General features: G+C 63.4%; 13 protein-coding genes. 3 read left to right on the top strand and 10 right to left on the bottom strand.

The features are described 5' to 3' along the window. Positions 1–102: 102 nt before the first annotated feature. From BLR25_RS07600 to BLR25_RS07570, 7 genes are all read right to left on the bottom strand, one after another. A complete protein-coding gene (locus BLR25_RS07600; protein WP_176785798.1) occupies positions 103–2,163 on the bottom strand; it encodes a sodium-translocating pyrophosphatase in 2,061 nt (686 codons plus the stop codon). Positions 2,164–2,357: 194 nt separating this feature from the next. Beyond that, positions 2,358–3,008, bottom strand: coding sequence for an adenylate kinase (gene adk / locus BLR25_RS07595; RefSeq protein WP_091936177.1), 651 nt, complete (start codon positions 3,006–3,008; stop codon positions 2,358–2,360). 18 nt (positions 3,009–3,026) lie between these two features. After that, positions 3,027–3,812 carry a 3-deoxy-manno-octulosonate cytidylyltransferase gene (gene kdsB, locus BLR25_RS07590; protein ID WP_091936175.1) on the bottom strand — a complete coding sequence of 262 codons (786 nt, stop codon included), beginning with the start codon at positions 3,810–3,812 and terminating at the stop codon, positions 3,027–3,029. Next, the gene (locus tag BLR25_RS07585) at positions 3,813–3,989 is read right to left on the bottom strand and encodes a Trm112 family protein (protein WP_091936171.1); all 177 of its coding nucleotides are present in this window, start codon (positions 3,987–3,989) and stop codon (positions 3,813–3,815) included. It abuts the gene before it with no gap. Next, positions 3,970–5,010 (bottom strand): tetraacyldisaccharide 4'-kinase, encoded by a 1,041-nt coding sequence (gene lpxK / locus BLR25_RS07580; RefSeq protein WP_091936169.1) that lies wholly within the window; start codon positions 5,008–5,010, stop codon positions 3,970–3,972. The genes BLR25_RS07585 and lpxK overlap by 20 nt, the downstream gene beginning before the upstream one ends. An 18-nt stretch (positions 5,011–5,028) precedes the next feature. Next, the gene (locus tag BLR25_RS07575) at positions 5,029–5,445 is read right to left on the bottom strand and encodes an ExbD/TolR family protein (protein WP_091936167.1); all 417 of its coding nucleotides are present in this window, start codon (positions 5,443–5,445) and stop codon (positions 5,029–5,031) included. Between the two features lie 9 nt (positions 5,446–5,454). Continuing rightward, entirely contained in the window at positions 5,455–6,063 is a 609-nt protein-coding gene (locus BLR25_RS07570; protein ID WP_091936545.1) for a MotA/TolQ/ExbB proton channel family protein, read from the bottom strand. A 316-nt stretch (positions 6,064–6,379) separates the two neighbouring features. Between BLR25_RS07570 and xseA the strand changes: the two genes are divergently transcribed. Both xseA and BLR25_RS07560 read left to right on the top strand, forming a co-directional pair. Further along, positions 6,380–7,756, top strand: a complete 1,377-nt coding sequence (gene xseA, locus BLR25_RS07565; protein WP_091936165.1) for an exodeoxyribonuclease VII large subunit — start codon at positions 6,380–6,382, stop codon at positions 7,754–7,756. Between the two features lie 50 nt (positions 7,757–7,806). Then, positions 7,807–8,391, top strand: coding sequence for a superoxide dismutase (locus BLR25_RS07560; RefSeq protein WP_091936163.1), 585 nt, complete (start codon positions 7,807–7,809; stop codon positions 8,389–8,391). 127 nt (positions 8,392–8,518) lie between these two features. Here BLR25_RS07560 and nhaD read toward each other — a convergent pair whose 3' ends face one another. Beyond that, positions 8,519–9,802, bottom strand: a complete 1,284-nt coding sequence (gene nhaD, locus BLR25_RS07555; protein ID WP_091936160.1) for a sodium:proton antiporter NhaD — start codon at positions 9,800–9,802, stop codon at positions 8,519–8,521. Between the two features lie 546 nt (positions 9,803–10,348). On the opposite strand from nhaD, the gene BLR25_RS07550 reads away from it, so the two are divergent. Continuing rightward, on the top strand, positions 10,349–11,659 hold the full coding sequence (locus tag BLR25_RS07550) for a caspase family protein (RefSeq protein ID WP_176785797.1): 1,311 nt from the start codon (positions 10,349–10,351) through the stop codon (positions 11,657–11,659). A 60-nt stretch (positions 11,660–11,719) separates the two neighbouring features. On the opposite strand, the gene BLR25_RS07545 is transcribed toward BLR25_RS07550, so the two are convergent. Both BLR25_RS07545 and BLR25_RS07540 read right to left on the bottom strand, forming a co-directional pair. Continuing rightward, a complete protein-coding gene (locus BLR25_RS07545; protein WP_091936155.1) occupies positions 11,720–12,343 on the bottom strand; it encodes a LysE family translocator in 624 nt (207 codons plus the stop codon). A gap of 108 nt (positions 12,344–12,451) precedes the next feature. Next, on the bottom strand, positions 12,452–12,841 hold the full coding sequence (locus tag BLR25_RS07540; RefSeq protein WP_218122677.1) for a hypothetical protein: 390 nt from the start codon (positions 12,839–12,841) through the stop codon (positions 12,452–12,454). Between the last annotated feature and the right edge of the window lies 1 nt (position 12,842).

Raw genomic sequence — 12,842 nt, 5'->3', positions numbered from 1 at the left:
CGGCAGCGAAAACAACAAAGCCTCCCATTCCGGGAGGCTTTGTCTATCGCAAGAATGGCAAACCGGGCGACGACAAGCCACCCGGTCATCCAGGACACCCGCTTACGGCACCAGCGGCAGCACCGGCACGATCATCAGGGCAACGATGTTGATGATCTTGATCAGCGGATTGACGGCCGGACCGGCCGTATCCTTGTAGGGATCGCCGACGGTATCACCGGTCACCGAGGCTTTGTGGGCGTCCGAGCCCTTGCCGCCGAAGTGACCGTCCTCGATGTACTTCTTGGCGTTGTCCCAGACGCCGCCGCCCGTCGTCATCGAAATGGCGACGAAGAGACCGGTAATGATCGTCCCCATCAGCAAACCGCCCAGCGCCTTCGGACCAAGCAGCAGACCGACCAGCACCGGCACCAGCACCGGCAGCAGCGACGGCAGGATCATTTCCTTGATCGCAGCGGTCGTCAGCATGCCGACAGCACGCGAATAATCCGGCTTCGCCGTACCGTCCATGATGCCGCGAATTTCCTTGAACTGGCGACGCACCTCGATGACGACCGCGCCGGCAGCGCGGCCGACGGCTTCCATCGCCATGGCGCTGAAGAGATACGGGATCATGCCGCCGATAAACAGGCCGATGATGACCATGTGATCGGAAAGATCGAAGGCCGTCACATAATTGCGACCTGCGAGCGCGTGCGTGTAATCGGCGAACAACACCAGTGCCGCAAGGCCGGCCGAACCGATCGCGTAGCCCTTGGTCACCGCCTTGGTGGTGTTGCCGACGGCGTCGAGCGGGTCGGTCACGTCGCGCACTTCCTGCGGCAGCCCCGACATCTCGGCAATACCGCCAGCATTGTCGGTGATCGGCCCGTAGGCATCGAGCGCAACGATGATGCCGGTCATCGACAGCATCGACGTCGCGGCGATCGCGATACCGAAGAGTCCCGCCCAGGCATAGGCAACATAGATCGCCAGGCTGACGCAGACCACCGGCAGCGCCGTCGCCTTCATCGACACGCCCAGGCCGGCGATGATGTTGGTTCCGTGTCCCGTCGTCGACGCTTCGGCCACGTATTTGACCGGCGCAAAATCGGTGCCGGTGTAGTACTCGGTGATCCAGACCAGCAATCCGGTCAGCACCAAGCCGACAACCGCGCATCCGAAGATATTGATCGACGCGATCGTCGTGCCGTCGACCATGACAATGCCATCACCAAGAACGGCGCGCGTGACCGGATAGAACGCAATCAGCGCGAGTGCGCCGGCGACGGCGAGACCGCGATAGAGCGCGTTCATGATCTTGCCGCCCTCGTTCGCCTTGACGAAGAAGCAACCGATGATCGAAGCAATGATCGACACACCGCCGAGAATCAGCGGATAGATCACCAGATTGTCATTGGCACCTTCAACGCCTTTGAGCATCATGGCGCCCAGCACCATCGTCGCGACGACGGTGACGGCGTAGGTCTCGAACAGGTCGGCGGCCATGCCGGCGCAATCGCCGACGTTGTCACCGACGTTGTCGGCGATGACAGCGGGATTACGCGGATCGTCTTCCGGGATACCGGCCTCGACCTTGCCGACCAGGTCGGCGCCGACGTCGGCGCCCTTGGTGAAGATGCCGCCGCCCAAACGCGCGAAGATCGAGATCAGCGAACCGCCGAAAGCGAGACCGACGAGCGGCTCGACCGCACGCTGAAAATCACCGCCGGCACCACCGCGCAGGAAGGTGTAGTACCCGGCGACGCCGAGCAGGCCGAGACCGACGACGAGCATGCCGGTAATCGCACCGCCCTTGAAGGCCACGTCGAGCGCCGGCGCGATGCCGTGGCGCGCTGCCTCGGCCGTGCGCACGTTGGCACGCACCGACACGTTCATGCCGACATAACCGGTGGCACCGGAAAGCACGGCACCGATGACGAAACCGATCGCCATCAGCTTGCCGAGAAAGGCACCGATCAACAGCGCGAGAACGATCCCAACCCCGCCGATCATCGAATACTGCTTGTTGAGGTAGGCCGAAGCGCCCACCTGGATTGCCTTGGCAATTTCCTGCATCTTGTCGTTGCCGGAAGACAACGACAAAATCCACCGCGTCATGACAATACCATATACAACGGCTATCACCGCGCAGACGAGCGCGAATAAAAGACCGGACGACATAATACTCCTCGATGTAGTTGAATTATCTTATCGTCATAGATGAAAGGACACGTATCGAACTGGTATACCAGATCAATACGCATCCAGACTCTGACGTGAATTTTGTTTGCGGGTTAAATCCTACACCACTCGAACGCGCGAGCACCATGCTTTTATCGAACAGGTTTCGCGCGCCGGTCAGGCTGTCAGGCCACTTATGACAAGACGGAAAAAACCTCGGCGCGAACGGCATCGACATCGCGAACGCCGTCGATGCGAGTGAAACGCGGCGCCCGGAGATCGGCGTCGGCCCACGAAGAATAGAACGCGCCAAGCGGATAGCTTTCGCGCCGGTACAAGGCCAATCGCCGCAGCACCGTTTCGGTGGCGTCGTCATCGCGCAACACCAGCGCTTCGCCGGTGACGTCGTCGATACCGTCGACGCGCGGCGGATTGAAGCGCACGTGATAACTGCGGCCGGATGCCGGATGAACGCGGCGCCCGTTCATGCGCGTGACGATCTCGGCATCGGGCACATCGAAATCGAAGACATGATCGACATCGATGCCTTCGGCACGCATCGCCTCGGCCTGCGCGAGCGTGCGCGGAAAGCCGTCGAAAATCCAGCCGGCACGACAATCGGCTTCAAGCAAACGGGCACGCGCGAGTTCAATGACAATCGCGTCGGAAATGAGATTTCCGGCCTTCATGTCGTCCTCGATGCGCAGGCCGAGTGGCGTGCGCTGACGCATCGCCGCGCGCAGCATGTCACCGGTCGACAGCGAAGCAATGCCAAAAGCATCAGATATGAAGCGCGCCTGCGTCGTCTTGCCGGCGCCGGGCGCTCCGAGGAGGACAATTCTCATGCCGGGATTCCGCTCGCTTCAAGCACGGCCGGCCTGCGAAAACCACGCCTGCATATGCACCGCGTCCTCGGGCGTATCGACGCCGGGAATCGGCAGATGGTCGGAAATCACGACGCTGATACGGAAACCGTGCCACAGCGCACGCAATTGCTCGAGTGCCTCGAACTGTTCGAGCGCCGACGGCGCCAGCTTGGCATAGGCGCGCAAGAAGCGCGCGCGATAGGCGTAGAGGCCGACATGGCGATAGGCGGGCAATCCGGCCGGCAGCGATTCGCGTCCATCTTCGAGGGCGAAATGATCGCGCGCGAACGGAATCGGCGCGCGCGAAAAATACATGGCATCGCCATTTGCCCGGCATACCACCTTGACCACATTAGGCTTGAAGAAATCGGCCGGGTCGCCGATCGGATGGCCGACCGTGGCGATATCGGCACCGCTCTCGGCGAGCTGGCGCGCCGTCTGCGCGATCAGGGCCGGGTCGATCAGCGGTTCGTCGCCCTGGACATTGACGACGATGGTGTCGTCGCTCCAGCCGCGCAACTCGACGACCTCGGCGAGACGGTCAGTCCCGGTCGGATGATCGGCGCGCGTCAGCAAGGCAGACAAGCCGAACTGCTCCGCCGCCGCGATGACATCGGCGTGATCGGTGGCAACCCAGACTTCTTCTGCCCCGGAGAGCACACCGCGCTCGGCGACACGGGCGACCATCGGCTTGCCGCCGAGATCGAGCAGCGGTTTTCCGGGCAGGCGCGTGGAGGCGTAACGCGCCGGCACGACGACCTTGAAGGCGGTCTCCTGGCTCATTCACAGTTCTCCTTCGCCAAGGGGACGCGCCGCGTCCTCGAGCATGACGGGAATATCATCCCGTACCGGAAACGCCAGCTTGCAGGGCTTGCAGACGAGTTCGGACTCGGCCTTGCGATATTCGAGGTTGGCCTTGCAGAGCGGGCAGACGAGGATGTCAAGCAGACGCGCATCCATTCAGTTTCTCCAAAATATGATCAGGCAGGGAACGGCCGTCGGGGGCCGCGTCGAGGTGCGCCGTCACGGGCAGCACCCAGGCATCCGGCACGCAGAGTGCCGCACATTTTACTGCATCCTTCTCGGTCATCAGCAGCACGCCGTCCCGTGCGAAAGCCAGATCCTCGGCGGTATACGCGTGGTGATCGGGAAAAGCGCGCGGCTCGACGCTCAAGCCCAGCGCCGCCAGCTGGGCGAAAAAACGCGAGGGATCGCCGATCCCGGCGAGGGCGAACAGCCGGCGGCCGCGAAACGCTTCGGCCGTGCAGCGCTGCGACGGATCGCCGAGGGCATGGAAGGACGCCGATTCCAGACGCATCGAGAAGGCCGGCACCGGCACCGCGAAACGCGCTTCGGCCGGCGCCGAATTCCAGACGACCGCCGTCACCGAACGCAGGCGGGCGAGCGGCTCGCGCAGAGGGCCGGCCGGCAGCGCCAGACGGTTGCCGGCGGCACGACCGTCGAAAACGACAATCTCGGCATCGCGCGCCAGACGGTAATGCTGCAGACCGTCGTCGGCAATGATGACATCGCAGGCGGGACAGGCGGCCAGCAGGGCGGCACCGGCAGCGACACGATCGCGCCCGACGAAAACGGGGGCGCGGCTGCGCCGGGCGAGCAGCAAGGGTTCGTCGCCAACGTCGCCGGCCGGTGCATCGGGATCGACGCAACGGACGCCCTCGCCCGACCCGCCATAACCACGGCTGATGATTCCCGGCTGAAGACCACGCGCGCGCAAGGCGTCGACCAGCCAGAGGACCAGTGGCGTCTTGCCGCTGCCGCCGACGGTCAGGTTGCCGACGACGATGACCGGCACCGCCAGCCGCTGCGCGCGCAGCACGCCGATCCGGTAGAGTCCGCGCCGCAACGCGGCCAGCGCACGAAAAAGCCAGGAGAGCGGCAGCAGCGGCCACAGCACCGCCGCCGGGCGCCGTTGGTACCATAGCACCGGCAGGCGTTGCGCGAGACCGGAGCGACTCATGCCAAGGGTCCGGTCAGGTCAGCGCGGAGACTGCGTCGCGAAGGAAATATGCGGGTAGCCGGCGCCCTGTGCCGCCTGCATGACATCGACCACACTCTGGTGCGTGGCCCGTGCATCTGCATTGATGACGATAACCGGGTCTTTGGCGTCGCCGGCAGCGCGGCGCAAGGCCTCGCTGATCGAACGCACGTCGGCGGCGACCAGCGGCGACTTATTCACCAGCACCTGGCCGGTCGCCATCACCGCCACATTGACCTCGTTCGGCATCTCGGCCTGCTTGCTCGCGTCGGCGGTCGGCAAGTTGATCTCAAGCCCCGAAAACTTCGCGTAGGTCGTCGTCAACATCAGGAAGATGATGATGACCAGCAACACGTCGATCATCGGAATGAGGTTGATTTCGGGTTCGTCGGAACCGCGGCGGCGCTGAAAGTTCATGACGGTCGCCTACTGCCTGCGTTCGCCGTGGAGCACTTCGACGAGACGCACGGCCTGTTGCTGCATCTCGATCACATAACCGTTGACGAGGGCGCGGAAATGCCGCCAGAAGATCATGCTCGGAATGGCGATGACGAGACCGAAACCGGTGTTGTAAAGCGCCACCGAAATACCGTGCGCCAGCTGCATCGGGTTGCTGCCGGTCGGTGCCTGCGAACCGAAGATCTCGATCATGCCGACGACGGTGCCGAATAGCCCCATCAGCGGACTGATCGAAGCGATGGTGCCGAGCGTCGTCAGATACTGCTCGAGCTCGTGCGCGACGACCGCGCCGGTCTCCTCGATCGATTCGCGCATCACTTCGCGCGAACTGCCGATGTTGCGCAGGCCGGCGGCCAGTACACGCCCCAGAGGAGACTGGCTTTCAAGTTCGACAAGGAAGGCGTCGTTGACGCCGTTTTCACGGTATTCGGCAATGGCACGCGGCAGGACGCCCGCCGGCAAAACCTTGACGCGCCGCAAGGCGACCAGACGCTCGATGATCAGGGCAACGGCAATGATCGAGGCCAGAAGCAGCGGCCAGATCGGCCAACCGGCGGCAAGAATGATCGAAAACACACGCATCTCCGGGGATTTTTTCAGGCTCGAACTTTAGCCTGTGGGCGCCCCCCGGGCAACCCCTAACTAAAGTCATAGGCAATTTTCTTTTCCACAATATCTGTGGATAACTCTGTGAACAGCCCCGTGGATTCGCCGCTAAGTCCTCTTGCCGAAAGGCTTTTTAACACTTTGCAGAAAAAATCAGCAAGCCAAAATTATGATTAAAAATCAGTACCTTGCAATTATTCACCGGCTTGTGTTAGGCAACACCCGGGGCGCAGCCCGGAAAGTCTTGCAGGATGTGCATGAAAAGACAAGCGGGTAGAATTGGCGCATGATTGAAGCCTCCCTCTCCCCGGCAAGCCCCGCCGATCCTAACAGCGCAATCCCGGTATCGATTCTGAACAGACGGGTACGCGAGTGTATCGAATCCTCATTCCCGCTCCTCTGGGTCTCGGGCGAACTGTCGAACGTCACCCACGCCGCCTCGGGACATGTGTATTTTTCGCTCAAGGACGCCGAGGCCCAGGTCCGCTGTGTGATGTTCCGCAGCCGTGTCCAGTTGCTCGGCTGGCGCCCGGCCAACGGACAGCGCGTCGAGGCTCGCGTGCTGGTCTCGCTGTACGAGGCGCGCGGCGATTTCCAGCTCAATGTCGAGACGATGCGACAGAGCGGACTCGGCTCGCTCTACGAACAATTCCTGCGACGCAAAGCCAAACTCGAGGCCGAGGGGCTGTTTGCTACCGACGCGAAGCGCCCCTTGCCGGCGTTCCCGACCGTCATCGGCGTCGTCACCTCGCTGCAGGCCGCCGCCCTGCGTGACGTTCTGACGACGCTCAGCCGCCGCGCGCCGCACGTCAAGGTCATTGCCTACCCGACCCCGGTGCAGGGCGAAGGCGCCGGCGAGCAGATCGCCGCCGCCCTCGGCGAGGCCGACCGCCACGACGTCTGCGATGTCATCATCCTCTGCCGCGGCGGCGGCAGTCTCGAAGACCTCTGGGCTTTCAACGACGAAGGGCTGGCGCGGGCGATCCGCGCCAGCCGCCGACCGGTCATCGCCGGCGTCGGCCACGAAACCGATTTCACCATCGCCGACTTCGCCGCCGACCGGCGCGCCGCCACGCCGACGGCCGCGGCGGAAATGGCGGCGCCGGAACGCGCCGCGCTGATCGCCCGGATCGACGCGCTGCATAACGCCCTGACGCGTCAGCTGCGCCGCGATCTCGAACGACGCGCCCAGCGCCTCGACCTGATGGCCGGACGCCTGCAGCACCCGGCGCAACGCCTCGCCAATCAGCGCGAGGCGCTCGACAACCTCAAGCGCCGCCTGGCCTCGGCCCTCAGGAATCGCGCCAACCGCAGCCGACAGGCGCTCGGCGACCTGACGCAACGCCTGCTGCTGGCGCGTCCGCGCACCGCCGACGCCGCCCGACGGCTGGACGCGTTGCCGCCACGCTTGCACGGCAACTGGGCCAAGCTCCGGGCCGAACGCGCCGCCGCGCTCGCCCGCCTCGGCGCGAGCCTCGACCACCTCAATCCGCACGCCGTGCTGGCACGCGGCTACGGCATCGTCAGCGATGCCAACGGCAAAATCGTGCGCGACAGCCGACAACTGGAACCAAACGAACGCATCACTGTCTGCTTGCACAGTGGCCGGCTGGACGCGCGCATCGAAACGCTCAGCCACGCAACTGAACCGGAGGACCATTGATTCGGCCCGACCCGCCGACAAGAATAACCCGCCATCATCAAGGAGAAACCATGGAACACCAACTGCCGCAACTGCCGTATGCCATCGACGCGCTGGCGCCCCACATGTCCAAGGAAACGTTCGAATATCACTATGCCAAGCACCACCAGGCCTATGTCACGAACCTCAACAACCTGATCAAAGGCACCGAATACGAAGCCCTCGACCTCGAAGCCATCGTCAAGAAGGCGCCGGCCGGCGGCATCTACAACAACTCGGCCCAGGTCTGGAACCACAGCTTCTTCTGGAACTGCCTGAAGCCGAACGGCGGCGGCGCCCCGAGCGGCGCGCTGGCCGAAGCGATCAACAAGAAGTGGGGCTCGTTCGACGAGTTCAAGAAGGCCTTCCAGGCTTCCGCGGTCGGCAACTTCGGCTCAGGCTGGACCTGGCTCGTCAAGAAGGCCGACGGCTCGGTCGACATCGTCAACATGGGCGCCGCCGGCACGCCGCTGACCACCGGCGACAAGGCGCTGCTGTGCATCGACGTCTGGGAACATGCTTATTACATCGACTACCGCAACCTGCGTCCGAAATTCGTCGAAACCTTCCTGACCAGCCTCGCCAACTGGAGCTTCGCCGAGAAGAACTTCGGCTGAGCGACGCCACTGACAACACGCAATTCCGAGACAAAAGAGGGTGCTTCCGGCGCCCTCTTTTCATTGTGCGACCACCGACCCCGACGGCGAACATCCCGGGGACATTCACCGTCCGGGCTGGCACCGCTCAATGGAACATCCGGTACTGCAACAGATAGGCCCCCGCACCGGCGAAATAGCCGATCAAGGCCAGCCAGCTGATCTTCTTCATGTACCAGAAGAAGTGGATCTTCTCGAGGCCCATCGCCGCAACGCCGGCGGCCGAGCCGATGATGAGGATCGAACCGCCCGTCCCGGCGCAGTAGGCGAGGAATTCCCAGAGAAAGTGATCGGTCGGATAGCGCTCAAGGCCGTACATCCCCATCGCCGCGGCGACCAGGGGCACGTTGTCGACCACGGCGCTGACGAGGCCGATGATCAGGACGATGACATCCTGCCGCCCAACGGCGAGATCCAGCCACTGCGCCAATGACGTCAGGATATGAGTATGCTCCAGCGTCGCCACGGCGAGCAGGATGCCGATGAAAAAAACGATCGAGCTCATGTCGATGCGGCTGAGCGCATGAACCAGCGTCAGGCGATGTTTGCTTTCCTCGGCCTTCTTGCGATGCACCAGATCACCGGTCAGCCAGAGGATACCGAGACCGAAAAGGATGCCCATGAACGGCGGCAGGTGGGTCACGGTCTTGAAGACGGGAACGGCGACGAGGATGCCGATTCCCATGAAGAACATCAGATTACGTTCGAATACGCTGGTCTGCCTGCCATCATCGCCGCCATCGAAGCCGGGTGCCTCAACCAGTCTGCCGCGCAAGCAATAGGCGGTCACGGCCAGGGGCACGACCATGCTGATGATGGAGGCGACGAAGACCGACTTCATGATCGCCAGCGTCGTGATCTGCCCGCCGATCCAGAGCATGGTCGTGGTCACGTCGCCAATCGGTGACCAGGCGCCGCCAGCGTTGGCGGCGATGACGATGATCCCGGCAAAGAACAGGCGATCGTCGTGCCTGGCAAGCAGCTTGCGCATCAGCGAAATCATGACGATCGTGGTGGTCAGGTTGTCCAGCACCGAACTCAGGAAAAACGTCACGAAGCCGACCAGCCACATCAACGACGACAGCTTCGATGTCCGGATGCGCTTGGTGATGACTTCAAAGCCGTTGTGGGCATCGACCACTTCGACGATCGTCATCGCCCCCATCAGGAAGAAGACGATCTGCGCCGTCGCCATGACCGATTCGCCCAACTCCTCGCCGATCCGGTGAGCATCACCTCCCGCCAGCGCATAAATGGTCCATAGGAGTCCCGCCCCGACCAGGGCTGACGCCGACTTGTTGATCCGAAGAGGGTGCTCCAGCGCAATGGCGGCATAGGAGACCACGAAAATCATGACGAGCGACATCAACATCTGACAGATCCTCCGCAAACAGGGGTGGCAATGGGTGGGACAAAGGAAGCGGTAGCTGCCGGAATCGCGATCGCGCATCCGACGGCGCCGGACCCGGAACACACCGGGCGGCAGCAGACAGGCGGCAGACGGGAGCGGCGCACGATTTGCCGGCGTATGAAGGCGAGGAGCCGAGCGCAGGCCGGTCGCGGAGACCGGCGCGGAAAGGGGTATTCGAGGCGCAGCCGAACAGGCTGCCGGCCATTTCGTCGAGACATGGGCAGTCGCACGCTCGTGCGGCGGCCCGACCAGCACGACTACCTGCCCGTGATGACGAAGAAAATCAGCGGAAAGCGCTGTGAGTCACGGACACCCATTGACCTGAATACTACCCGAATCGATCCGTCATGTGGAGAGCATGACGACGGGAAGCGCGCGCCCATTCCGGACGAGCGTGCATTCGTTGCGGGATCGGCGGTCCGGGCAGGAGGCACAGAAAGCGCCAGCGGACGAATGAGTCTATGCTCAAGTCAAGCGAAGGTCTGGCTCGATTGCCTGGAGTCCGCCATGAAACTCCCGATGCTTTTCCTGGCCGCCTGCATTGGTATCGCCGTGGCCGCCGAACCGCCCCGTAACACCGGCATGTCAGCTGCCGCCGGCGAGAAGCGCATCGCGCTGGTGATCGGTAATTCTGCCTACAAGGATGCCCCGCTCAAGAATCCGGCCAATGACGCACGCGACGTCGCGGCGGCGCTGCGAAAGCTCGGCTTCGAGGTCATCGAAAAAACGAACGTGCCGCAGAAGGAGATGAATCGGGCCATCGTCCAGTTCGGCGAAAAATTGCGCGCCGACACGGTCGCGCTTTTCTACTACGCCGGCCATGGCATGCAGGTCCGGGGCAAGAACTACCTCATCCCGGTCGATGCGCAAATCCAGTCCGAGGCCTCGGTCCGCGTCGAGGCCGTCGATGTGGACGGCGTCCTCGACCAACTGACGATCAGTCCGCTGAACATCGTCATCCTCGACGCCTGCCGCAACAACCCGTTCGAGCGTCGCTTCCGCAGTGTCGGCGGCGGCCTGGCGCAGATGGACGCGCCCAAGGGCAGCCTGATCGCCTACGCCACCGCCCCAGGCAAGACAGCCGCCGACGGCGACAACCGCAACGGCCTCTACACGCAGGAATTGCTCAAGCATATCCAGACGCCCGGCCTGCCGCTGGAAACCGTCTTCAAACGGGTGCGGATCGGCGTCATGGCCGCCAGCGGCGACGCACAGACGCCGTGGGAAACCTCGTCGCTGACCGGCGATTTCTTTTTCCGTCCGGGCAGCGGCAGCGCGCCACCGCCAATACCGGAGGCCGCTCCGACCGATCCGGCCGCGGATGAAATCGCACAATGGCGAAACATCGAACACAGCACCGACGTCACCGACTTCGAGCAGTATCTGCAGCGTTTCCCGAACAGCCGCTACGCCACGCTGGCCAAAGCGGTGCAGCAAAAGCTGCAGGGCGACGCCGCAACACCGACAACGACTCAGGCGACGGCACAAGGCAGTGCAACATCGGCACGCGAGGTCGCCGACGGCGAGCGGCAAGCCCAGCCGGCACAGAGCGCGGATCCGATCGACCTGTCCGGCACCTGGAACCCCGAGCATGCCCCCGGGCAGGTCTACATTTTTTCGGACGGGAGTTGTACCTACAAGGGCTTTCTCATCATCAGCATCGGTTGCCAATGGCGCCGACCCGATGCGAACAAGCGCGAATTCGTCATCGTCTGGAACCATGGCTATACCGACACCATGACGCTATCGAGCGACGGTCAGCGACTGATCGGCAGAAACAACGTCGGTGACCCGGTGGCTTTTACGCGCAGTCGCTGACCCGAGTGCGGGCATGCCACGACTCCCGTGTGCGGGTCATGCCACGACTCCCCGTGCCCCCTACTCCCGCGCCAGCCGAAAAGCCAGCGCGGCCAGCACCGTGCCCATGACATAGCGCTGGGTCGCCAGCCATTTCGGGTTGTGGCTGAACCAGGCCGCCAGGCGCGCCGCCGACAGCGTGATCGTCAGATTGACCGAGAAGCTGATGACGATCTGCGTCAGGCCGAGTTCGATGCTCTGGCTGAACATGTCGCCATGCGCCGGCGAGACGAACTGCGGCAGGATGGAAAGATAGAACACCGCGATCTTGGGATTGAGCAGGTTGGTGACGAAACCCATCGCAAACAATTTGCGCGGCGTGTCGATCGGCAGGTCCTTCGCCTCGAACGGCGAGCGGGACCCGGGCCGGACCGCCTGCCAGGCGAGATAGGCCAGGTAGGCGGCACCCGCCCACTTGAGCGTTTCGTAAGCCAGCGGCACGGTCATGAACAGCGCGGTCAGTCCCAAGGCGGCGGCGAACATGTGGATGAGGAAACCGGCGACCACACCCAACAGGGAAATCACGCCGGCTTTTCTGCCCTGGCAGATCGAGCGCGAAACGAGATAGATCATGTTCGGCCCCGGCGTCAGCACCATCAGCAGGGCGGCGCCTGAGAAGAGCAGGAGATCGGACACGGGCACCATGGGAATCCTTCGTCTATGGGGTTGAGCCGGAGAGACCGCCCGTTCGCGACGGGAACAGGCGACACTGGAATATACGGGAGACGGCGGGGCGAAACAAATCCGACGCGTTCAGGCCGTCGGCGCCACCGGCCGTCGCTGCGTCCATGCCCCTCGCATCAGCGCCGACTCGGCCGCCGAACGACTCGGGAAATACTCGACCGACTCCCGCGTAAACGGCAATCCGTCCTGGCGCGTGCCGAGATAGAAACCTTCTGCGCTTTCCAGCACCTCGACCCTCAGGCTGGCACCGAAAGCAGCGGCGACGAGGCCGAGTCCATGACGTTGCCGTGCCGCATCCGGCGCTTTCGATCGCGGCGCCGACAAGACATCGGCCGGTTTTCGCGCGCGCCGCAAGGCTCGCGTCGCGTGACGCCCGGCCCCGCCTTCATTGACCGCCAAATCGCCGCCGGAACGCGAGGTTCCCACACGAGACTGTGTTGCGCCGGCAGTGTTGCTCATC

Source organism: Propionivibrio dicarboxylicus, assembly GCF_900099695.1.
Classification (GTDB): domain Bacteria; phylum Pseudomonadota; class Gammaproteobacteria; order Burkholderiales; family Rhodocyclaceae; genus Propionivibrio; species Propionivibrio dicarboxylicus.
Note: the sequence above shows the minus strand (reverse complement) of the source record. Positions and strands in the feature narration are given on the sequence as shown.